Source organism: Streptomyces ochraceiscleroticus (assembly GCF_000720485.1).
Taxonomy (GTDB): domain Bacteria; phylum Actinomycetota; class Actinomycetes; order Streptomycetales; family Streptomycetaceae; genus Streptomyces; species Streptomyces ochraceiscleroticus.
In genome coordinates, this window is record NZ_JOAX01000009.1 from 114,438 (window position 1) to 136,404 (window position 21,967).

Below are 21,967 nucleotides of genomic sequence, written 5' to 3' on the forward strand. Positions count from 1 at the left end.
CCCGGGGCAGGCGCGTGGCGCGCCGGTCTTCACGCGTGTCTGTGATGACTCGGGCGGCCGTCGCACGGTAGAAGGACGGGTAACCGGGCCCCCGCCGCCAATACGAAGGAGGTCCCTTGAGTAGGAAGAATATCTTTGTCGTCGGTCTGGACGAGGGAAACCTGACCGAGCTGGAGGCTCTTCCCGACGCCGGGGAATACGCCTTTCACGGCCTGCTCACCCCCGAGGAGCTGCAGGTCGGAGAGGTGTCCGTGCCGCAGCTCCTGGAAAAGGCGTACGGCATTCTGGACGCCTTCGAAGGCAGCATCGACGCCATCGTGACCTACTGGGACTTTCCCGCGAGCACTCTCGTGCCGATTCTGGGCGAGCGGTACGGAACGCGTACCACCAGCCTGGAGTCCATCGTCAAGTGCGAGCACAAATACTGGAGCCGGCTGGAACAGCAGAAGGTCATCGATGAACACCCGCGGTTCGGGATGGTCGATCTCTCCGCCGAGCACCCAGAGCCGCCCGAGGGTGTGCGCTTCCCGATGTGGCTCAAGCCTGCTCTGTCCTATTCCTCGGAACTCGCCTACGGAGTGAAGGACGAGAAGGAGTTCCAGGAGGCCGTGGCGAAGATCCGCGAGGGCATCAGCCGGGTCGGGCGCCCCTTCGAATACATCATGGAGCAGATGGAGCTGCCCCCGGAAATGGCCGGAGTCGGCGGCCAGGTATGCCTCGCGGAAGAGGCGATCGCCGGAATACAGGTGGCCGTGGAGGGCTACGTCCTCAACGGTGAGGTCACCGTCTACGGCACGCTGGACTCCATCAATTACCCCGACAGCTCCAGCTTCCTGCGCCACCAGTACCCCTCTACCCTGCCGCCGGACGTCGTGCAACGGCTGCGCATCGCCAGCGAGCGGGTGATGCGGCAGATCGGCATGGAGTCGGCGACCTTCAGCATTGAATTCTTCTACGACCCGCACACCGACGCGATCAATCTGCTGGAGATCAATCCCCGGCACTCGCAGTCGCACGCGCAGATCTTCCACTACGTCGAAGGCGTGCCGAACCACCACATCATGGTCGCCCTGGCCCTCGACAAGGACCCGCGGCTGACGTACGGCACGGGCCCCTACCGCATGGGCGCCAAGTGGTACTACCGCTGGTTCACCGACGCGGTGGTGAAGGACGTGCCCTCCGACGCGGACATCGAGCGCATGGAGCAGGAGATCCCCGGCGTCCGCATCGACATGGTGCCGGAACCGGGCAAGCGTCTCTCCGACAGCCCGCAGCAGGACAGCTACAGCTGCGAACTGGCCCACATCTTCACCGGCGCCGACAGCGTGGAGGAGATGACGGAGAAGTACGACCGCTGCGTGGCGGCCCTGAACCACCACTTCGAGGGCACCCCGCCGCCGGACGGCACCGGACGCTGACCGCCGGCCCGCCGGCGAGGCGGGCGAACCCCGGCACCCAGGAAAGGAGCACGGCAGCCGCATGCAGTACGTGAGCGACCTGCCCTACGCGACGAAGGAAGAGGACCACGTCGCGATCCCCATGCCCGACGGCACCCGGCTCTCCGCGCACATCTGGCGCCCCGTCACCTCCGACGGAGAGCCGGTACCGGCGATCCTGGAGTACATCCCGTACCGCAAACGGGACCTCACCTCCGTCCGCGACTCGATCCACCACCCCTATATCGCCGGACACGGCTACGCCTGCGTCCGCGTCGACCTGCGCGGCACCGGCGACTCCGAGGGCGTCCTGCTGGACGAGTACCTGGAACAGGAACAGGCCGACGCCGAAGAGGTACTGGCCTGGCTCGCCGCCCAGCCCTGGTGCGACGGGAACACCGGCATGATGGGCATCTCCTGGGGCGCCTTCGCTTCCCTCCAGGTCGCCGCCCGCCGGCCGGCGAGCCTGCGTGCCATCGTCATCGCGTCCTTCACCGACGACCGGTACTCCGACGACATGCACTACATGGGCGGCACGCTGCTCTCGGACAACCTCGCCGAGGCCGGCACCATGTTCGCCTACGCCACCTGCCCGCCCGACCCTGAAGTGGTCGGCGACCGCTGGCGCGACATGTGGCACGAGCGGATGGAGGCCAGCCGCCCCTGGGCCCTGGAGTGGCTGCGCCACCAGCGCCGCGACGACTACTGGCGGCACGCCTCGGTCTGCGAGGACTACGACGCCGTCCAGGTGCCCGTCCTCGCCTCCAGCGGCTGGGCGGACGGCTACTCCAACGCCGTGTGCCGGCTGCTGAGCAACCTCGACGTGCCGCGCAAGGGACTCATCGGCCCCTGGTCGCACAAGTTCCCGCACCTGGGCGAGCCCGGCCCCGCCATCGGCTACCTCCAGGAAGTCGTGCGCTGGTGGGACCACTGGCTCAAGGGCGCCGACAACGGCGCGATGGACGGCCCCATGCTCCGCACCTGGATGCAGGACAGCATGCCGCCCTCCACCTCCTACGAGCAGCGGCCAGGCCGCTGGGTCGGCGAACCCGTCTGGCCCTCGCCGCGCATCAAGCCGAGCGTCCACCCCCTCAGCCGGCACCGCATCGGCCCGGCACGTACGGAGGACGCGGCGGAGACCGACGACGAGACGGTGAGAGGCGACGCGCTGACCGTCGAATCCCCGCTGTCCGTCGGCCAGTTCGCCGGCAAATGGGCCTCCTACAACGCGCCGCCCGACCTGCCGTACGACCAGCGCGAGGAGGACGGCGGCTCGCTCGTCTTCGACAGCCCGCCGCTCACCGAACGTCTTGAGCTCATGGGCACCGCCACCGTCGAACTGGAGGTCTCCGCCTCCGAGCCCGTCGCGATGGTCGCCGCCCGGCTCTCCGACGTCGCCCCCGACGGCGGCGCCACCCGCGTGACGTACGGCCTGCTCAACCTCACCCGTCGGGACGGGACCGGCGAACCGCAGCCCCTCGAACCGGGCCGCCGCTACCGCGCCACCGTCCAGCTCAACTGCACCGCGCAGTCGTTCCCGGCCGGCCACCGCGTCCGCCTCTCGCTCTCCACCTCCTACTGGCCGCTGGCCTGGCCGCCGCCCCGCCCGGTCCGGCTGAGCGTCTACGAGGGGACGAGCACCCTCACCCTCCCGGTCCGGCCCAACGACGTACCCGACGACGTGCCCGACCCCGCCTTCGGCGAACCCGAGGGCACCGAGCCGGTCCCCGCCACCCAGTTGCTGCCCAAGGAACAGCGCTGGGACGTCAAACGCGACCTGGTCAACTACAACAACGCGCTGGAGATCGTGAAGGACGCCGGGCTGGTGCGGTACGAACAGCCCGGGATCGACGTCGGCCGCCGCGCGTACGAGCGGTACACCTCCGTCGCCGACGACTTCACCTCCGTACGCGGCGAATCGACCTGGACCATGCGCTTCCGGCGCGGCGACTGGGACGTGCACGTCGTCACCCACACCACCCTGTGGTCCAGCGAGGACTGCTTCTGCATCGACGCCACCCTCGACGGCTACGAAAGCGACCGCCGGGTCTTCTCCCGCACCTGGAACGAGACCCTGCCGCGCGACTCCCTGTGACCCGGGGTACCCGTCCAGCGCGTCGTCGGGAAAGGGGCGGACATGCGGTGTTCTGATGGCGGCATGGCGTGGGGCCGGGTGAGCAGCGTGGTCGAGGTGGCCGTGTGGTGGGCCGCGCTCTTCGCCCTCTGGCTGTTCCTGATCAGCACGGTCGACGCCCTGGAGATTCTCGTGGGCGGCTTGGTCTCGCTGGTCGGCGCGGCCGCCGCCGCGGCCGCACGCCGGGCGGTGACCGACCGGTGAACGCCTGGCTGGTGGCCGCCGCCGTCCTGATGGTGGCCGGCCTCGGCCCGGTCCTGTGGTGCGTGGCCACCGGACCGCTCCGCCGCCGCGTCGCCGCCCAGAACACCGGCACGCTGCTGGTCTGCCTCGTCCTGCTGCTGCTCGCCCGTGGCTACGCCCGCCCGCCGTACACCGACGTGGCCCTGGTCGTCGCCCTCCTCGGCCCGGTCGGCACCCTCGTGTACGCCCGGCTCCTCGGGCCCGAGATGGGCGACGACCCGCAGCAGGGGCCGCTCACCAAAGCCTTCGCGGTGATCGCCTCGGCGGCCGTCGTGCTGCCGCTGTGCGTCGCCGAGGGCCCCGGCCGGTCCCTGGTCAAACTCCTGCTCATCGGCGCGATCCTGGTCGGCGGCAATCTGATCTCCTCCAAGGCGCTGGCCGGCGCCCGCCCGAAGGAGGCGGACGACCATGGCTGACGTACTGATCGCCGTCGCGCTGCTGCTGGTCGCCGCCACCGCCACCGCCGCCGTCGCGGTCCGCGACCCGGCCCGCCAGGCCCTGGTCCTCTCCGTCCTCGGCCTCACCCTCACCCTGCTCTTCACCGTGCTGCAGGCCCCCGACGTGGCCCTCTCCCAGCTCGCCGTCGGCTCGGCGCTGACCCCGCTGCTGATCCTGCTGTCCGTACGCAAGGCCCGCCGCCGCTCCCTCGACCAAGTACGCGCGGAAAAGGAAGCGGAGGAGGGCGGCACATGAACCGACGGCTGCGGATGTGGGTGCTCCTGCTCGGGCTCGCCGGCACGGCGGCGCTGCTGGTCGCCGCCGCCTTCCGGCTCCCCGCCTTCGGCACCGGCTTCCACCCCTACGGCGACCGCGCCGTCCACGAGGCGCTGGCCCGGCAGACCGCCAACACGGTCGCCGCCGTCAACTTCGACCAGCGCGCCTTCGACACCCTCGGCGAGGAGACCATCCTCTTCGCCGCCGTCCTCGGCACCGTCGTCCTACTACGCCAGGCCCGCGACGAACGCCATGTCGAGCCGGCGCCGGCCGACGTCGCCGCGCCCGTACGCCGTTACGCCCTCGTCCTGCTGCCCGTCACGCTCGTCGCCGGGCTCTACATCGTCGCCCACGGCCAGCTCACCCCCGGCGGCGGCTTCCAGGGCGGCGTGGTCGCGGCCACTGCGCTGCACCTGCTCTACATCGCCGTGGACTACCGCGCACTGGAACGCATCCGCCCCCTCGGCCTCTTCGAAGTCGGCGACGCGGCCGGCGAAGCCGCGTACCTCGTCATCGGCGTCGCCGGACTGCTGGCCGGGTCCTCCTACCTCGCCAACACGATCCTGCCGCACGGCACGTTCAACACCCTCTCCTCCGGCGGCACCGTCCCGCTGCTCAACGCCGCCATCGGGATGGAGGTCGCCTGCGCGGTCGTCGTGCTCCTCGCCCGCTTCCTGGACCAGGCCGTCGAGATCGAGGGAGAAGGGGCAAACGAAGGAGAAAACGAAGGGGAAGGGGAACGGACATGATGGACGTACTGCCCTACCTGGTCGCCGCGTGGGTCTTCCTCGTCGGCTGCTACGGCCTCGCCACCAGCCGCAACCTCATCCACGCCGTCGGCTGCCTGGCCGTCTGCCAGGCAGCCACCTATGTCCTGCTGCTCGCCGTCGGCTACCGCAAGGGCGGCACCTCCCCGGTCTTCGCCGACTTCACCCCCGGCGCGCGCGCCGTCGTCGACCCCGTCGTCCAGGCCCTCGCCCTCACCGACGTCGTCGTCGGCGCCACCGTCACCGCCCTCCTCCTCGCCCTGGTCATACAGGTCGCCAAACGGCACCACACCCTCGACCCGGACGAACTGTCGGAGCTGCGCGGATGAACCACCTGCTGCCGCTGGCCGTCGCGGGACCGCTGCTGGGCGCCGCCCTCCTCGTCGCCGCAGGCCGCTTCGTACCGCGTGTCGTCGCGGAGGCCGTGGGCGGCGCCGTCGCCGCCGCCACCGCGGCCCTCATCCTCTACCTCCTGCTCGCCGTCCCCTCCCCGGTGATCGAATGGGTCGGCGGCTGGACCCCGCGCCACGGACACAGCGTCGGCATCGTCCTGCACGCCGACCACCTCGCCCTCGGCATGGCGGCGCTCGTCTCCCTCCTCGTTCTCGCCGTCCTTGTCTACTCCTGGCGCTACTTCGACGAACCGCCGCACAAACACGCCGGCTCCTTCCCGGCCCTGGTACTCCTCTTCCAGGCCGGCATGTGCGGCTTCGTCCTCACCGGCGACCTCTTCAACGCCTTCGTCTTCTTCGAACTCATGGGCGTGGTCGCCTACGCGCTGACCGGATACCGCGTGGAAGCCGCCAAGGCCGTCCAGGGCGGCCTCACCTTCGGCGTCGTCAACTCCCTCGGCGCTTACGCCATGCTGCTGGGCATCGGCCTGCTCTACTCCCGCACCGGCGAACTCGCCATGCGGCACATCGGCGCCGGGCTCGACGCCCGCGGCGCCCCCGACGCACTCGTTCTCGCCGCCTTCGTCCTCCTCCTCACCGGGCTGCTCGTCAAGGCCGCCGCCGTCCCCTTCCACTTCTGGCTCCCCGACGCGCACGCCGTCGCCCCGACCCCGGTCTGCATGCTGCTCTCGGGTGTCATGGTCGAACTCGGTGTGTACGGCACGGCACGCGTGTACTGGACGATCTTCGCCGGCCCCGGCGGCATCCCGCCCGAGGCCGTCACTCGCACGCTCCTCACCTTCGGCGTGCTCTCCGCCGCCGTCGGCGCGGTCATGTGCTGGTACCAACGCCACGTCAAACGACTGCTGGCCTACTCCACGGTCGCCCACACCGGCCTCTTCCTCATCGGCCTCGGACTGCTGAAGCCCGAGGCGACGAGCGGCATCGCGCTGTACGTCCTCGGGCACGCGGGTGTGAAGGCGGCGCTCTTCGCGTGCGCGGGCATCCTGCTGGACCGCTACGGCTCCATCGACGAGTACGAACTGCACGGCCGGGCCCCCGAACTACGCCTGACCGCCCTCTACTTCGTCGCGGGCGGACTGGCGCTCGCGGGGCTGCCCCCGTTCGGTACGGGTCTGGGCAAGGCCGTCACGGAAGAGGCCGCCGGGCCCTGGCTCACCGTCGTGTTCGTCCTGGTCTCCGCGGTCACCGGGGGAGCGGTACTGCGCGTCGCCGCCCGCGTCTTCGGCGGCTTCGGCCCGGCCCCGGCGGACGACGCGGAGTGCGAGACCAGCGGCGAACGCGAACAACCGGAGACCGAACAGCAGTTGACCCGGGTCCCCGACACCATGCTGGCCGTCCCGGGCGCACTGCTCGCCGGGGCACTGCTGGTGGGAGTGGTACCGGCCGTCCGTGCCGCCGTGGGGAGCGCGACGGACGAGGCGGCGGCCGGCGTGTCCGTGATTCCCGTACCGCCGCACTGGCCGGCCGCCGGAATGCTGCTCGGCGTACTCTCCGCGGCCGTCGCCGCCGCCCTCGCGTTCCTCGCCGTCCGCCGCCCCCAGCACACCCGCAGCCGCCACTGGGTCGACCCCCTGCGCCTCCTCCACTCCGGCCACATCGGCGATTACGTCGCCTGGACCGTCGCGGGGACGGCGCTGCTGGGGGCGCTGGCCCTGTCGGGGGTGCTCTGATAAATCCGTCGACAGCGCCCCTCCGCACCCGGCAAAGTGGCCGCCCGTGACGAGCAGTGAGCTGTGGACCCGTGCGACCGCCGACCGCTACGACGCCGAGGAGACCGAGATGTCCTCGGCCGCCGTCCTCGGACCGACTCTCGCCTTCCTCGCAGAGCTCGCCGGAGACGGCCGGGCACTGGAGTTCGCCATCGGAACCGGACGAGTGGGCGTCCCGCTCCGGGAACGCGGCGTGCCGGTGGTGGGCGTCGAACTGTCCGAGCACATGGCAGCGGTCCTGCGGAACAAGATCGACGAGGACACGCTCCCGGTAGCCATCGGGGACATGGCCACGACCGTCGTCCCCGGCGAGTTCACCCTGGTCTATCTCGTCTACAACACCATCACGAACCTGCTCACGCAGGACGAGCAGGTCGAGTGCTTCCGCAACGCCGCACGTCATCTGGGGCCCGGCGGCCGGTTTGTCATCGAGCTGGGCGTGCCGCCGCTGCGGTTCCTGCCGCCCGGCCAGGTCGCGGTGCCGTTCGACGTCTCCGAGCAGCATCTCGGCTTCGACACCTTCGACCTGGTCGAGCAGATTCTCGTCTCGCACCACTTCACCCGCGACGGCGGCGACGGCCGCTACCGCCGCGGCAGCTCCCGGCACCGGTACGCCTGGCCGGCGGAGCTCGACCTGATGGCACGGATCGCCGGGCTCGAGCTGGAACGCCGCGTCGCGGACTGGGACGGGACACCGTTCACCCAGGACTCCGCGAAGCACATCTCCGTGTGGCGCAAGCCGACCTGAGGTCGCTCGATCACCGCCCACACCTCGTCATCGACTTCACCAGGCCCGCGACGAGGTTCGCCCGCTCGGTCATGGCGTCGATCACCAGGTACTCGTGGTCGGCGTGTGCGCCGCCGCCGACCGCTCCGAGGCCGTCGAGTGTCGGCACCCCCAGCGCGGCCGTGAAGTTGCCGTCGCTGCCACCGCCGACCGCCATGCCGTCAATGCCGGGCAGCAACTGCCTTGCCAGCGCGAAGAGTTCGGCCGACGCCGAATCGGGCATCGGGGGACGGCCGACGGCTCCCTGAACCGTGATCCGAGCGCCTTCGAGATGCGGAGCCAGTGCCGCGAACGCGGACTCGATGCGCTCCTTCTCGCCGGCCGACTCGACCCGGACGTCGACGATGACGGTGGCCTCCGCCGGAACGACGTTGTCCAGGGTGCCGGCGGACGCGACGGTCGGGGTGACGGTCGTGCCGATCTCGGGCCGGCCGAGCGCCGCGATGTCCAGTACCTGGTGCGCCGCTTCGACCAGGGCGTTGATCCCGGCCGCGGGCTCCAGGCCCGCGTGCGAGGCCCGGCCCGCGATCGACACCTGGAACGTCCCGCAGCCCTTGCGGCCGGTCTTCAGGGCGCCGCCCTCGGCGGCGCCTTCGAGGACGAGCACAGCGCCACAGGCAAGGGCGCGTTCTTCGAGGAGCGCGCGGGAGGAGCGGGAGCCGACCTCCTCGTCGGCGGTCACCAGGATCTCCACGCCCGACCGGTCGTCGAGCGCCGCCACGCCGTGAATGGCCTGCACCAGACCGCCGAGCATGTCGAAGACCCCGGGACCGGTCGCCTGCCCGTCCTCCACCCTGAACGGGCGGCGGGCAAGGGTGCCCAGCGGAAACACCGTGTCATGGTGGCCGAGGATCAGCACGCGGGGATCGCCGCCGCCCGACCAGTGGACATGCGGCCCGGCCTCGCTCTCGACGAGGATCGCCTGCCCGCCGAGGCGGCTCTCGATGACCGCGGCGACCGCCTTGGCCGATGCCGTCAAGGCGTCGACATCGCGCGACGGGGACTCGACTTCGACGAGCGTCCTGAGGTCCTCGAGCATCGCCTCAACACGCACGGGAACGGCCTTGTGCATCACCATGCGGCAAGGGTAGTCGGCACGCCCTGGACTCAGCCGGTCCCCTCCGCCGTCGACGCGGAGGAGCCGCTGGGCGCATCGGCCGGGGCCTCCGTGATGTCCAGGAAGACATGGTCGGCCTGCGGCCAGGTGTGCTCGACCTCGCGCTTGATCCGTACGCACACCAGCTCCACCCGCTCGCTGTCCAGCCCCGGAGCCAGATCGATACGGGCCGCCACCAGCCATGAGTCCTCGCCGAGCCGCATCGTCAGCAGCGCCGCCACATTGTCGACCTCGGGCTGCGAGATGAGCAGCGCCCGGATGCGGTCCCGCAGGTCCTGGTCGACGGACTCACCGATCAGATGGTCGCGCGCCTCCTTGCCGAGCCGGTACGCCACGTACACCAGCAACAGCCCGATCGCGAACGATGCCGACGCCTCCCACGCCACCTCGCCCGTGAGCAGATGCAGCCCCATCCCGGCCGCCGCCAGCAGCACGCCGAGCACCGCGGCGCCGTCCTCCGCGAGGACCGTGCGCAGCGCCGGATCGCCGCCGCCGTCCTTCTGTACGCGTAGCTGATACACCGCCCTGACCAGCGAACTCCCCTCGGCGACAAAGGCCACGCCGAGCACGATCAGCCCCGCCGTATAGCCGCTCGGCGACTCCTGGGAGCCCTCGCTCAGCGCGCTGATCCCCTGGAAGAAGGAGAAGCAGCCGCCCATCACGAAGATGCCGACCGCGGCCAGCAGCGCCCAGAAGTACCGCTCCATGCCGTACCCGAAGGGGTGGCGGCGGTCGGCGGGGCGGCGGCTGCGGCGCAGCGCGGCGAGCAGGAACAGCTCGTTGAGGCTGTCGGCGACGGAGTGCGCGGCCTCGGACAGCAGCGCGGGGGAACTGGAGACCAGACCGCCGACCGCCTTTGCGACCGCGATGACGAGATTGGCGGCGAGCGCCACGACGACCGTCACCCGGGTCCGGCCGTCGGACTTCTTTCGATTCACCGTGATTCACCGCCGCCATTCGGGGGACGCGGAGGTTCCGGGAGATCAGCAATACACATCAACGGAGCGTGTACCCGGTTCGATGAAAGGGAACCACGGAAAACCCCGCAGGGGATTCCGCAACCAGCCGAAAAGGTGAGTGACGATGGTGGACGTCGGATACACGATGATGACCGAACAGGCCGGTCCGCGCGAACTGGTCGACCATGTGGTCATGGCCGAGCGCGCCGGTTTTGATTTCTCGGTCACATCGGACCATTACTTCCCGTGGCTGGCCTCGCAGGGCCACGCCCCGTACGCCTGGAGCGTGCTCGGGGCCGCCGCGCAGGCCACCTCCCGCATTCCGCTGATGACATATGTGACGTGCCCGACGACCCGGTACCACCCCGCGATCGTCGCCCAGAAGGCGGCGACGATGCAGTTGCTCGCGCAGGGCCGGTTCCGGCTCGGCCTCGGTTCGGGCGAGAACCTCAATGAGCACGTCGTCGGGCAGGGCTGGCCCACGGCGCCGGTGCGCCTGGAGAAGCTGGAGGAGGCCATCGAGATCATCCGGGCGTTGTTCTCCGGTGACGAGGTGACCTATCACGGTGAGCATTTCGATGTGGACCAGGCCATGCTGTGGGACCTGCCCGAGGAGCCGCCGAAGATCGGCGTCGCGGTCTCCGGCGGCTACTCCTGCGCGCTCGCGGGCCGGCTCGGCGACCTGGTCATCGCCACCGAGCCGAAGAGCGAGCTGCTGAAGGCGTTCGACAAGCACGGCGGCACGGGGAAGCCGCGCGTCGGCCAGATCCCGGTCTCCTACGATCCCGACCGGGACACGGCGATCGCCCGGGCGCACGACCAGTTCCGCTGGATGGTCGGCGGCTGGCCGGTCAACGCGGAACTTCCCGGCCCGTCCGGCTTCAGCGGCGCGACGCAGTACGTACGCAAGGAGGACATCGCGCAGGCATTCCCGTGCGGCGACGACGTCGGTACATACGTGGAAGCGGTCAAGGCATACGCGGACGCCGGCTTCACGGAGGTCGCCCTCGTCCAGATCGGCGGTGACCAGCAGGAACCGTTCATCGAGTGGGCACAGAAGAACCTGCTGCACGAGCTCCGGGCGTTGTGACCTCTATGGCCGCTCTGCCGGGACCGGCTGAAGTGCGGGCCAGCGGGCGAGCATGCGTTGGCGCATCGCGGTGCCGAGGCTGCTCAGTCCGCTGAGGGTGGCGTGGCCGGCCGTCATCCGGCCGACGACCCCGAGCCGGTGGACGAGCCGTTGCCGGGCCGTCGCGGTGCCCCACTTCCAGTCCCGGTGCGGAATCCGGGCCAGATGATCCGTGCTGTCGCGGTGTGCCCGCTGCACCAGCGCGTCGCCGCGGAGCAGCCAGCCGGCGCACGCGTCAGCGAGCCCGTCCGGGGTTTCGGCGCCGGTCAGGGCGCGCCACTCCGCGCGGTATGCGTGCTCGGCCCGTGCCAGCAGCGGCTCGGCAGCCGAAGTGACGCACCAGCAGGTCGGAAAGCCAATGCGCAGATAGGCGAGCTCCATCAGACCGCTGCCCAGCGACGCCTGCTCGAAGTCGATGAACCGGAGCCCCGTGTCGGTGTGGAGATCGTTGCCGGGGCAGGGATCTCCGTGGAGCAGGGCATGCCCAGGTGCCTGGCCGAGCCGGTTCACGAGGTCGTGGAGTTCGCCGGGCACACCGGAGGGGACCGGTACCTCCAGAGCCTCGGCCAGCCGCAGGAAGGACGCGATATCGGCCTGGTTCGGGCCCTGCCAGCGGGGGAGTGCCCCGGCGTCCTCCGGGCGGGCGGTGGCATGCAGCCGTGCCAGCGCGGTGGCGTAGGCGACGATCCAGTCGCCGGCCGGGCGCCGGTGATCCAGATGCTCCAGTACCAGGACCCGCTCGCCGGGATCGGTGGCCAACAGCGCGGGCACCACGGGGGTTTCGGCCCGTGCGGCGAGCCGCAGGGCTGCCACCTCACGGGCGTACCGGTCGTCGGCATCAGGAGCGTCGACGAGCTGCTTCACCACCGCCGTTGTGTCCGGCAAATCGACGCGCCACACGCGCGAGCGTGGGCTGCTGCTCAGCTTGCGGGAGCGCGCGGGCGAACCCAACGCGGCCCGTAACTCGTCCCCGAACGGCAGTCGCGACCACATGCGCTCATTCTTTCCCCCTCCGCTGCGGTTCCACCGTGTACTTCGGGTCTTCCGCCGACGCGATGCCGGCGTGGAAGACGCCGAAGCGGGTGAGGGCCGAGCCGGTCAGGAGGGCGAGGCCGCCCGCCACCGCCGCCGGACGGCTGCGGCCGCCCAGCAGGCCGGCGGTCGCGGCGCCCGCTACGGTGATCGCCTGAGCACAGCGCAGCAGCTTGCCGGCCCTGCCCGAGCGGTAGGTCTCGGCGACCATGCCGAGCCGCCGCTCGGCCGCGGTCATGGCCGCCTTGTCGGCCGCGGCGGCCAGCAGCGCGGCGCCCCGCGCGGGCGCGTTCTCCCTGGTCGGGGACGTCACCAGGGCCATACCCGAGGCGGCGGCGGTCGCCGAGGCGGCGAAGAGGTACGGCAGTTCGCGGTGGGCGCCGTGCCAGGCGGGCACCGCCGTGTCCGCGGCGAGTACCGCCGTGTACGTCGCGACGGCAGGGCCGAGCAGCGCGGCCGCCCCGGTCGCGGCGGCGCCCGCCCGCGGCAGCCACCCGGTCACCGCGCTCGCGGCCGCCGCGCCCGCCATCGGCCCGTACCCTGCCAGCAGCCACGAGCCGACACTCATCGGTGAGGTCGGCTTGCACACCCGCAGCATGTTGAGGAAGCGGTCGGGCCGGCCCAGGTCGTGGACGAGGGCCGCGGTCGAGAGGGAGATCGCCGCCAGGGACGAGACCTTCAGCGTCTTCGCCATCGTGCGGCGGCCGGTGAGCTGGGCGCCCGCGGCCAGTACGGAACCGGCGCCGGCCAGGCCGCCCGTGAAGAAGTATCCGGCGATGTCGCGGGGCTCCCACGCCGGTGCCTTGATGACGGGCCGTCCGTAGTACGAGTCGAACTCGGCGCGGGGGACCATCAGTTGCTCGCCCTTGCGCCGCCGCTCGCTCTTCCTGGCCGGGGTGCCGGTCATCGCCGTCCCTTCCGTCGCAGGAGCGCGGGGAGTACGAAGGACGTCACCGCGCCGGCCGCCAGGGACAGGGCCGCCGCTCCCGCGTGTTTCCACATCGCCGGGAGGTCGCGCGTGGTGACCACCGGGTCCGGCGGCAGCCCGTACACCTCCGGTTCGTCCAGGAGCAGGAAGAACGCGCCGTCGCCGCCGACACCGTCCTCCGGGTCGTGTCCGTAGAGCTGGGCTCCTGGCACACCCGCCTCCTGGAGCCGGTCCACGCGCAGCGCGGCCCGCCGGCGCAGTTCGTCCAGCGGGCCGAACTGGATCGAGTCGGTGGGGCACGCTTTGGCGCAGGCCGGTTCCTGCCCGGCGCCGAGCCGGTCGTAGCACATCGTGCACTTGAAGGCCCGGCCGTCGTCCTTGCGCTGTTCGATCACGCCGTACGGGCAGGCCGGTACGCAGTAGCCGCAGCCGTTGCAGATGTCCTCCTGGACCACGACCGTGCCGTACTCGGTGCGGAACAGCGAGCCGGTCGGGCAGACGTCCAGGCAGGCCGCGTGCGTGCAGTGCTTGCAGACGTCGGAGGACATCAGCCAGCGCATGTCCCCGGCGGGCTGTTGCGGGTCCTCTTCGGCGAGCGGGAGTTGCGTACGGCCGTCCGGTGCGGGCGGCTCACCCGGTACCCGGCGCGGTGCCGACTGTTCGATGAAGGCGACATGCCGCCACGTCGAGGCGCCCAGGCCCTGGGTGTTGTCGTACGACATGCCGGTGAGGGACAGGCCGTCCTCGGGGATCGCGTTCCACTCCTTGCACGCCACCTCGCACGCCTTGCAGCCGATGCAGACGGAGGTGTCGGTGAAGAAGCCGACGCGCTCGGGCGGGTCCGGGTGGCCCGCGTCCCCGGCCGGGTCCGGTTCCGGGCCGCTGAAGAGACTGCCGGTCTCGAAGAAGACGCCGGTCATGACGGCTGCTCGCTTCCCGTGAGCTCGGTGATGCCGGCGCGCCGCCGGTAGTCGGCGACCAGCCGCGGCAGGTCGGGGCCGCGCGGCCGGCGGCCCGGCCGGATGTCGGCGGTCAGCGCCTTGTCCTCCTGGATGTGCGCGTTGGGATCCAGCGCGATGGCCACCAGCTCGTTTGCCGCGTCACCGGTGACCGTGCCGTTGGGGCCCCAGTGGAACGGCAGGCCGATCTGGTGCACCGTGCGGCCCTGTACCGTCAGCGGCTTCATCCGCTCCGTCACCAGCACCCGCGCCTCGATCGCGTTGCGGGCCGTGATGACCGTGGCCCAGCCGGTGTGCTCAAGGCCCCGCTCCGCCGCCAGTTCCGGGGAGACCTCGCAGAAGAACTCCGGCTGGAGCTCCGAAAGGTACGGCGACCAGCGGCTCATGCCGCCCGCGGTGAAGTGCTCGGTGAGCCGGTAGGTGGTGACCACGTACGGATAGGTGCCGGCGCCCGGCTCGTCGCCGCTGGGGTGGTAGCGATTGCCCGGGCGGGAGTGGACCTCCCGCGCGGGCGACCGGGAACGGGACGGGTACAGGGCGTTGGTGAACGGCGAGTCCTGCGGCTCGTAGTGCGTGGGCAGCGGCCCGTCCAGCAGCCCGGAGGGCGCGAACAGCCAGCCCTTGCCATCGGCCTGCATGATGAACGGGTCGTCGCCGCGCAGCGCATCCGGCCCCTCGGCGTCGTCCGGCGGCACGTACCCCGGCTCCTTGTCCGGTACAAAGTCCGGCACGTCGCGCCCGGTCCACTTGCCCGCCTCGGCGTCCCACCAGATGTACGCCTTGCGGTCACTCCACGGCGTGCCGTCGGGCCGGGCCGAGGCGCGGTTGTAGAGGATGCGGCGGTTGGCGGGCCAGGCCCAGGCCCATTCCGCGGCGACCCAGTCCTGTTCGGTGTGCGGCTTGCGCCGGTCCGCCTGGTTCACGCCGTCCGCGTACACCCCGCAGTAGATCCAACAGCCGCAGCTCGTCGAACCGTCGTCCTTGAGCTGGGTGTACGCGGAGAGGGGAGCGCCGTCCGGGGCGCGGCCGTTGATCTCGGCGAGCACGGCGTCGGCGACCGGCTCGGCCAGCTCGCCCTGTACGGGATAGTCCCAGGCCAGGTCCTGGATCGCGCGGTCCATCGGGTCGGTGGAGGCGGCCAGCTTCGCCTTGATGCGGCGGCCGAGGTGGTACATGAACCACAGGTCGCTGCGCGCGTCGCCCTCGGGCTCGACCGCGGCGTGGTGCCACTGCAGCCAGCGGTTGGTGTTGGTGAAGGAGCCGGACTTCTCGGTGTGCGAGGCGGCGGGGAGGAAGAACACCTCCGTACCGATGTCCTCGGTGCGCAGCTCGCCGGATTCGATCTCCGGGCCGTCCTGCCACCAGGTCGCCGACTCGATGAGGGAGAAGTCGCGGACCACCAGCCAGTCGAGGTTGGCCATGCCGAGCCGTTGCAGGCGGGTGTTGGCGGAGCCGACGGCCGGGTTCTCGCCCATCAGGAAGTAGCCCTTGCAGGCGCCGTCGAGCTGGGCGAGGACGATGTCGTACGCGCCGTGCGAGCCGGTCAGCCGCGGCAGGTGGTCGAAGCAGAAGTCGTTGTCGGGCTGCGCGGCGTCCCCGTAATAAGCCTTCAGCAGGCTGACGAGGTAAGCCCGCATATTGCTCCAGAATCCCTTGTCCGTACGGCTCGCCGTGACGAACGTGTCGAGATCCTCGTGCGCGTGGGCGTGCGGCATCGGCAGATATCCGGGCAGCAGATTGAAGAGCGTGGGAATGTCGCTGGAGCCCTGGATGGAGGCGTGGCCGCGGAGCGCCTGAATTCCGCCGCCGGGCCGTCCGATGTTGCCCAGCAGCAATTGCAGCACGCTCGCCGCGCGAATGTACTGCGAGCCGACCGTGTGCTGCGTCCAGCCCACCGCGTACACGAAAGCGCTGGTGCGTTCCGGCCCTGAATTCTCGGTGAGCGCTTCGCACACGCGCAGGAACGTCTCCCGCGGCACGCCGCAGATCTCCGCGACCATCTCGGGGGTATAGCGCGCGTAGTGCCGCTTGAGGATCTGGAAGACGCAGCGCGGGTGCTGGAGCGTCGGGTCCTGCTCGGCGCTGGACTCGGCCTGGGCGCCGCCCGAGCCGTGGGTCTCGGCGTGCCCCGCCGCGTGGAGATGGCGCCCGGTCTCCGGGTCCTTCTGCAGCCGCTGGTCATGCCGCTGTTCCACGTCGCCCGAGGGCGCCTGCACGTCGGCGCCCTCGTACTGCCAGGTCTCCGCGTCGTAGCGGTGCTTCTCCTCGTCCAGGCCCGAGAAGATCCCGTCCAGGTCCTCGGTGTCCCGGAAGTCCTCGCCGACCAGGGTGGCGGCGTTGGTGTACGCCAGGACGTAGTCGCGGAACTCCTTGCCCTCGGTCAGTACGTGGTTGATGATCCCGCCGAGGAACGCGATGTCCGTGCCGGCCCGCAGCGGTACATGCAGGTCGGCGAGGGCGCTGGTGCGCGTGAAGCGCGGGTCGACGTGGATGACCGTCGCGCCGCGGGCCTTGGCCTCCATGACCCACTGGAAGCCGACCGGGTGCGCCTCGGCGAAGTTGGAGCCCTCGATGACGATGCAGTCGGCGTGCTGGAGGTCCTGCATGAAGGTGGTCGCGCCGCCGCGCCCGAAGGACGTGCCGAGCCCGGCGACCGTGGAGCTGTGGCAGACCCGCGCCTGGTTCTCCACCTGGACCACGCCGAGCCCGGTCAGCAACTTCTTGATCAGGTAGTTCTCTTCGTTGTCCAGCGTCGCGCCGCCGAGGCTCGCGATCCCGAGGGTGCGGGCCACGCGTGCGCCGTCGACCTCCCACTCCCAGGTCTCGCGGCGGGTCTCGATCACCCGGTCGGCGATCATGTCCATGGCGGTGTTGAGGTCGAGCGGCTCCCAGTCGGTGCCGTGCGGACGCCGGTACAGCACCTCGTGGCGGCGCGCGTCGCCCGTCGTGAGCTGGAGCGTCGCCGATCCCTTGGGGCACAGCCGGCCCCGGCTGACGGGGGAGTCCGGGTCGCCCTCGATCTGGACGACCCGCTCGTCCTTGACGTACACCTGCTGGCCGCAGCCGACCGCGCAGTACGGACAGACCGACTGCACCACCCGGTCGGCGGTGTCCGTACGCGGGCGCAGCTCTTCGGTGTACGCGGACATCGCGGCGCGGCCGCGGCCGAGCGGGTCCCCGCCGGTGAGCTGCCGGTACACGGGCCAGTCGCGGATCAGCCGCTGCACGCCCATGGGTCCTCCCGCCGTCGGCGCCCGGTGCCGTGATGAATGCCTCCAGGGTTGCCCCTGACGCGGCCGGGTGCCCGCCGACAGGCCGCTCACACCCGCCAATCGGACGAGCGGCGCCCGAGGTGGGGCCCGCGGGCCCCGAGGTGAGAAGCGCGTCTCGCCGGTCAACCCTGAAAGGCGTGAGTACTACCGCCCTCATCGTCATCGACATGATCAACACCTACGACCACGAGGACGCCGAGCTGCTGCTGCCCTCGGTACGCAAGGCGCTGCCCGCCGTCGTCCGGCTCATCGAACGCGCCCGCGAGGACGGCGTACCGGTGATCTACGCCAACGACAACTTCGGCGAGTGGCGCTCCCACCACGGCGAGATCCTGCAGACCGCGCTCGCCGGACCGCACGCGGAACTGGTGGACCCCATCCGCCCCGACGACTCCTCGCTGTTCATCGTCAAGGCCCGGCACTCGATCTTCTACGAGACGCCGCTGGCCTACCTGCTGTCCCAGCTCGGCATCGACCACGTCGTGCTGTGCGGCCAGGTCACCGAGCAGTGCGTGATGTACTCCGCGCTGGACGCACACATCCGGCACCTGAAGGTCACCGTCCCGGACGACGCCGTCGCCCCCATCCACCCCGACCTCGCCGAAGCGGCGCTGCGCATGATGGAACGGAACATGAACACCCGCATCTGTACGGTCGCGACGCTGGACTGGGACGCGGCCGCGCGGCGTGATTGACGGCTGCCGTGCCGGGCACTCGGGTGGCGGAAAGCAAGCCGAGCGGAACGCGAGGCGCGTTCCGTGTACGGAAGGAGCGCATGATGCCCAGCGGCTCCAACGCCAAGCGCGAGCGTCAGTACGAACACATCAAGGAAGGCGCCGAGAAGCGTGGCACCTCCTCCGGCCGGGCGAAGGAGATCGCCGCGCGGACGGTCAACAAGGAGCGGGCCCGCTCCGGCGAGGCGAAGTCGGCGAGCAAGTCCTCCACGCAGGACACGAAGTCCGCACCGGAGCGGGGCGGCCAGCGCTCCGGCAACCGCACGGGTCCCAAGGGCCCGACGAAGGACCAGCTCTACAACGAGGCCAAGCAGAAGAACATCGACGGCCGCTCCTCGATGACCAAGGACGAGCTGGCCAAGGCCCTCGGCCGCTGACCGGAGGCGTCGCGCGGCCGCTGACTGCCGGTGTTACGACCCCGGCCGGACCGGCTCCGCCGGATCGTCGCTGTGCGCGAGATCGTACGGACGCGGATACGGTCCCGGGCGGAAAGCCAGGTAACGCGCCTCCGTCGTCGGGTCGGACCGCCGCGCCTCCGCGTTGAGCGCGCCGGGCGAGGTGTCGCCCCAGCGCCCGGTCTCGACCCGGCGGCCGACCGTGTGCAGCGCCGCGAGCTGCTCGGCGGGGCTGAACGTGCAGTGCCCGGCATTATCGACAAAGCCCTGGCGCAGCAGCGCCCCGGACCCGGCGGCCGTGACGGCCCGCTCGTGCGCCGAGGTGACCTGGACCGGGACCAGCGCGTCGCCGGTGGTGTGCACGTCCAACTGCGGAGTGCGCAGCTTCCCCGTGAAGGCGATGTTGCGGGTCATGTAGCGGACGGCCGCCGGGTCCGCCTTGACGCGGGGCGCGTCGGCGAGCGTACGGAGATCGTTCCGCAGCGAGAGCCCCGCCGACTTGTAGAGCGCCTCGACCTCCTTGAAACCGGATGACTTCCGCAGCATCGCCGCGTAGTCCACGCCCGTGTTCCAGGACATGTTCCCGCCGGCCCGCTGCTCGGCCTCCTGGCGGCGCCGGAAGGCGGCGTCCAGCATCGTGCTGACCGCCTGGTACTGGTTGGCCTGCTGCGCCTCGTAGTCGTGCGGCGCGGGGCGCTCCTGCTTCGGGTCGTTCCAGCCGGGGATGTTGTGCAGGGCGGCGGCCAGCGCGATCCGCGCCCGCCCGGCCGGGGTGTCCTGGGCCTTGGTGACGGTGGAGCCGAGCTCGCCGGCGGTCCGGTCCGCCTCGTCCGCGTCCGCGAAGCCGGTCAGCGGAATGCCGGAGCCGGGGGCCAGCAGTGTTTTCAGGGCGAAGGCCGGGTCCAGGGTGGAGTTCCAGTTGGCGACGCCGCCCTGGACGAGGCCGCACAGGGACAGTGAGCCGTCGATGCGGGCGGGGTGCCGCTCGGCGATGGCGGTGGTGACGAGGCCGCCGTAGGACTGGCCCCAGGCGAGCGTGCGCCGTGCCGTGCCGACTCGGTCGGCGAAGACGTCGAGGGTGGCGAGCTGGTCGGGCACCGCCTGCTCGACGGCCCACCCGGTGGCGGAGTACGAGGAGCCGGCGAGCGCATACCCCTCGCTGAGCAGCAGCTTCTTCGTCGCGTCGTTGGAGGCGTCCACTGCCTCGTTGGGGGCGCCCGCCGGCCGGTAGCCGTGGCTGAACAGCAGCAGGGTGCCGTTCCAGTGGGCCGGGGTGTCGATCATGTACGTGGCGCCGGAGGGCAGGGTGCCTTCGAGATGGCGGGGCTCGGCCGACGCTGCGGTCGCGGGCGGCACCGCGGCGGCGAGCAGCGCGGCGACGGTCATGGCGACCCCTGCCCGTTCACGTGCTCTCATTGACGGACTCCTTCCGTGGGAATGGGTTCATCCGAGTTCTGTTCCGCGCCGAACCGGTCGCGGCTGGTCTCCCTGACCCGCCACACCGTGAGCGCGGTGACGGCCGCACCCGCCGCGAGCAGCAGCGCGACGGGCCCGCTGCCGCCGTATGAAGCGAGCAGGCTGCCGGCGATCAGCGGCGAGAACCCGGCGCCGAGCAGCGTCGCGGTCTGGTAGCCGAGCGAGGCCCCGGTGTACCGCACGCGCGTCCCGAACATCTCGGTGAGCAGCGCCCCCAGCGGCCCGTACATCGTGGACTGGGCGACGCCGTGCCCGAGGACGAGCGCCAGGATCAGCAGCCCGGGGCTGCCGGAGTCGACCAGCGCGAACACCGGGAACGCGGTGGCGGCCGACAGCACCGCACCGGCCAGCACCACCGGCCGCCGCCCGAACCGGTCGGACAGCGCCCCCGCACACGGCAGCACCAGCAGCGCCGTACAGGAGGCGAGCGTGACGCCGGTGAGGACCTGGGTGCGGGAAAAGCCCTGCCCGACCGCGTAGGACACCATGAAGCTGGTCAGCAGCGACTGCGCGACGAACGGGCCGATGCCCACGCACGCCGCGAGCAGCACGGCGCGCGGCCTGCGCAGTACGTCCAGGAGCGGCAGCCGGGCGGCGGTCCGCTGCTCCTTGACCGCGCGGAACAGCGGGCTCTCGGTGACCTTCAGCCGTACGTACAGCCCGGCGCCCAGCAGGACGAGGCTGAGCAGGAACGGCACCCGCCAGCCCCAGGTGCGGAACTGGTCGTCGGGCAGCGTGCCGACGAGAGTGACGACGGCGGTGGACAGGACCGTGCCGAGCGGCGCGCCGAGCTGGGTGAGGCTGGTCCACCGGCCGCGCGGCCGGCTGCCCGCGTGCTCGGCGACCATCAGCGTCGCGCCGCCCCACTCGCCGCCGATCGCGATGCCCTGGACGACTCGCAGCAGCACCAGCAGGATCGGCGCCCAGACGCCGATCGCGTCGTACGTCGGCAGCAGCCCGATGAGGAAGCTGCCGACGCCCATCAGCACCATCGTCATCAGCATCATCGACTTGCGGCCGAGCCGGTCGCCGAAGTGCCCGAAGACGAGGCCGCCGAGCGGCCGGGCGACATACCCGGCCGCGAAGGTCCCGAAGGCCGCGACGGTACCGGCTGCGGGCGAGGCCGCGGGGAAGAACAGGTCGCCGAAGACGAGCGCGGCGACCGTGCCATAGACCAGGAAGTCGTAGAACTCCACGGCCGTGCCGAGCAGGCCGGAGAGCGCGACCCGTCTGAGCTGCCGCGTGTCCTGGGCGTCGCTCACGGCGGTCATCCGTAGAAGCGGGAGAGGCTGCGCAGGACGCAGGCAGGCTTGGCGGCGCCCTCGATCTCGACCGTGCCGTCGACGGCGATCTGCACCCCGCCCTTCACCTCGTCCACGGAGGCGAGCGTGGCGGCGAGCCGGATGCGCGAGCCGACCTTCACGGGGGAGGGGAACCGCACCTTGTCCAGGCCGTAGTTGACCTTCGTGGTGACGCCTTGGACGTCGAGGAGGCCGGTGAAGAGGGGAATGAAGAGCGACAGCGTCAAGTACCCGTGCGCGATGGGCGCGCCGAACGGGCCCTGTGCCGCCTTCTCCGGATCGGTGTGGATCCACTGGTGGTCGCCGGTGGCGTCGGCGAAGGTGTCGATGCGGTCCTGGGTGACGTCCAGCCAGTCGCTGGTGCCGAGGTCGCTGCCGGCGAGCTTCTTGAGTTCGTCGAGGCCGTTGACGGTGACGGTCATGAGAGTTCTCCCTGAGGGGGTTGTTGAAGGAGGGTGA

General features: G+C 71.1%; 21 protein-coding genes. 12 read left to right on the forward strand and 9 right to left on the reverse strand.

What is annotated here, in order from left to right:
• The first annotated feature begins 116 nt into the window (after positions 1-116).
• The 9 genes from IG84_RS0114110 to IG84_RS0114150 all read left to right on the forward strand — a co-directional run bounded on the left by IG84_RS0114110 (position 117) and on the right by IG84_RS0114150 (position 8,167).
• Positions 117-1,418, forward strand: a complete 1,302-nt coding sequence (locus tag IG84_RS0114110; protein ID WP_031055894.1) for an ATP-grasp domain-containing protein — start codon at positions 117-119, stop codon at positions 1,416-1,418.
• A 61-nt stretch (positions 1,419-1,479) separates the two neighbouring features.
• The gene (locus IG84_RS0114115) at positions 1,480-3,531 is read left to right on the forward strand and encodes a CocE/NonD family hydrolase (RefSeq protein WP_031055897.1); all 2,052 of its coding nucleotides are present in this window, start codon (positions 1,480-1,482) and stop codon (positions 3,529-3,531) included.
• Positions 3,532-3,573: 42 nt separating this feature from the next.
• Complete coding sequence (locus IG84_RS0114120) at positions 3,574-3,774, forward strand: hypothetical protein (RefSeq protein WP_342668431.1); 201 nt, start codon at positions 3,574-3,576, stop codon at positions 3,772-3,774.
• Positions 3,771-4,229: an MrpF/PhaF family protein gene (locus IG84_RS0114125; protein ID WP_031055903.1), complete on the forward strand. Its 459-nt coding sequence runs from the start codon at positions 3,771-3,773 to the stop codon at positions 4,227-4,229. Before IG84_RS0114120 ends, IG84_RS0114125 begins: the two co-directional genes overlap by 4 nt.
• A complete protein-coding gene (locus IG84_RS0114130) occupies positions 4,222-4,506 on the forward strand; it encodes a Na(+)/H(+) antiporter subunit B (protein WP_031055905.1) in 285 nt (94 codons plus the stop codon). The genes IG84_RS0114125 and IG84_RS0114130 overlap by 8 nt, the downstream gene beginning before the upstream one ends.
• Positions 4,503-5,276 carry an MnhB domain-containing protein gene (locus IG84_RS0114135; RefSeq protein WP_031055908.1) on the forward strand — a complete coding sequence of 258 codons (774 nt, stop codon included), beginning with the start codon at positions 4,503-4,505 and terminating at the stop codon, positions 5,274-5,276. Before IG84_RS0114130 ends, IG84_RS0114135 begins: the two co-directional genes overlap by 4 nt.
• Positions 5,273-5,623 carry a sodium:proton antiporter gene (locus IG84_RS0114140; RefSeq protein ID WP_031055910.1) on the forward strand — a complete coding sequence of 117 codons (351 nt, stop codon included), beginning with the start codon at positions 5,273-5,275 and terminating at the stop codon, positions 5,621-5,623. The genes IG84_RS0114135 and IG84_RS0114140 overlap by 4 nt, the downstream gene beginning before the upstream one ends.
• The gene (locus IG84_RS0114145; RefSeq protein WP_031055912.1) at positions 5,620-7,380 is read left to right on the forward strand and encodes a complex I subunit 5 family protein; all 1,761 of its coding nucleotides are present in this window, start codon (positions 5,620-5,622) and stop codon (positions 7,378-7,380) included. The genes IG84_RS0114140 and IG84_RS0114145 overlap by 4 nt, the downstream gene beginning before the upstream one ends.
• Positions 7,381-7,426: 46 nt before the next feature.
• Entirely contained in the window at positions 7,427-8,167 is a 741-nt protein-coding gene (locus IG84_RS0114150; RefSeq protein ID WP_031055913.1) for a class I SAM-dependent DNA methyltransferase, read from the forward strand.
• Between the two features lie 10 nt (positions 8,168-8,177).
• On the opposite strand, the gene IG84_RS0114155 is transcribed toward IG84_RS0114150, so the two are convergent.
• Together IG84_RS0114155 and IG84_RS0114160 are read right to left on the reverse strand one after the other, a co-directional pair.
• The gene (locus tag IG84_RS0114155; RefSeq protein WP_031055914.1) at positions 8,178-9,284 is read right to left on the reverse strand and encodes a M20 family metallopeptidase; all 1,107 of its coding nucleotides are present in this window, start codon (positions 9,282-9,284) and stop codon (positions 8,178-8,180) included.
• A gap of 29 nt (positions 9,285-9,313) precedes the next feature.
• Entirely contained in the window at positions 9,314-10,261 is a 948-nt protein-coding gene (locus IG84_RS0114160) for a cation diffusion facilitator family transporter (RefSeq protein ID WP_051861704.1), read from the reverse strand.
• A gap of 145 nt (positions 10,262-10,406) precedes the next feature.
• On the opposite strand from IG84_RS0114160, the gene IG84_RS0114165 reads away from it, so the two are divergent.
• Positions 10,407-11,372 (forward strand): LLM class F420-dependent oxidoreductase, encoded by a 966-nt coding sequence (locus IG84_RS0114165; RefSeq protein ID WP_031055920.1) that lies wholly within the window; start codon positions 10,407-10,409, stop codon positions 11,370-11,372.
• Between the two features lie 3 nt (positions 11,373-11,375).
• On the opposite strand, the gene IG84_RS0114170 is transcribed toward IG84_RS0114165, so the two are convergent.
• Genes IG84_RS0114170 through fdh form a run of 4 tightly spaced genes read right to left on the reverse strand, consistent with a single transcriptional unit; the run spans position 11,376 to position 17,563 of the window.
• On the reverse strand, positions 11,376-12,404 hold the full coding sequence (locus IG84_RS0114170) for a protein kinase family protein (protein WP_031055925.1): 1,029 nt from the start codon (positions 12,402-12,404) through the stop codon (positions 11,376-11,378).
• Positions 12,405-12,408: 4 nt separating this feature from the next.
• The gene (gene nrfD / locus IG84_RS0114175) at positions 12,409-13,350 is read right to left on the reverse strand and encodes an NrfD/PsrC family molybdoenzyme membrane anchor subunit (protein WP_169749877.1); all 942 of its coding nucleotides are present in this window, start codon (positions 13,348-13,350) and stop codon (positions 12,409-12,411) included.
• Complete coding sequence (locus tag IG84_RS0114180) at positions 13,347-14,291, reverse strand: 4Fe-4S dicluster domain-containing protein (RefSeq protein WP_031055933.1); 945 nt, start codon at positions 14,289-14,291, stop codon at positions 13,347-13,349. Before IG84_RS0114180 ends, nrfD begins: the two co-directional genes overlap by 4 nt.
• Positions 14,288-17,563 (reverse strand): formate dehydrogenase, encoded by a 3,276-nt coding sequence (gene fdh, locus IG84_RS0114185; protein ID WP_031055936.1) that lies wholly within the window; start codon positions 17,561-17,563, stop codon positions 14,288-14,290. The genes IG84_RS0114180 and fdh overlap by 4 nt, the downstream gene beginning before the upstream one ends.
• 176 nt (positions 17,564-17,739) lie before the next feature.
• On the opposite strand from fdh, the gene IG84_RS0114190 reads away from it, so the two are divergent.
• Both IG84_RS0114190 and IG84_RS0114195 read left to right on the forward strand, forming a co-directional pair.
• Positions 17,740-18,297 carry a cysteine hydrolase family protein gene (locus tag IG84_RS0114190; protein ID WP_031055939.1) on the forward strand — a complete coding sequence of 186 codons (558 nt, stop codon included), beginning with the start codon at positions 17,740-17,742 and terminating at the stop codon, positions 18,295-18,297.
• Positions 18,298-18,380: 83 nt separating this feature from the next.
• Positions 18,381-18,713, forward strand: a complete 333-nt coding sequence (locus IG84_RS0114195; protein ID WP_030254970.1) for a hypothetical protein — start codon at positions 18,381-18,383, stop codon at positions 18,711-18,713.
• A 33-nt stretch (positions 18,714-18,746) separates the two neighbouring features.
• On the opposite strand, the gene IG84_RS0114200 is transcribed toward IG84_RS0114195, so the two are convergent.
• Genes IG84_RS0114200 through IG84_RS0114210 form a run of 3 tightly spaced genes read right to left on the reverse strand, consistent with a single transcriptional unit; the run spans position 18,747 to position 21,930 of the window.
• Entirely contained in the window at positions 18,747-20,147 is a 1,401-nt protein-coding gene (locus IG84_RS0114200; RefSeq protein ID WP_037800253.1) for an alpha/beta hydrolase family protein, read from the reverse strand.
• On the reverse strand, positions 20,144-21,478 hold the full coding sequence (locus IG84_RS0114205; RefSeq protein ID WP_031055945.1) for an MFS transporter: 1,335 nt from the start codon (positions 21,476-21,478) through the stop codon (positions 20,144-20,146). The genes IG84_RS0114200 and IG84_RS0114205 overlap by 4 nt, the downstream gene beginning before the upstream one ends.
• The gene (locus tag IG84_RS0114210; RefSeq protein WP_031055947.1) at positions 21,475-21,930 is read right to left on the reverse strand and encodes a MaoC family dehydratase; all 456 of its coding nucleotides are present in this window, start codon (positions 21,928-21,930) and stop codon (positions 21,475-21,477) included. The genes IG84_RS0114205 and IG84_RS0114210 overlap by 4 nt, the downstream gene beginning before the upstream one ends.
• Positions 21,931-21,967 lie beyond the last annotated feature (37 nt).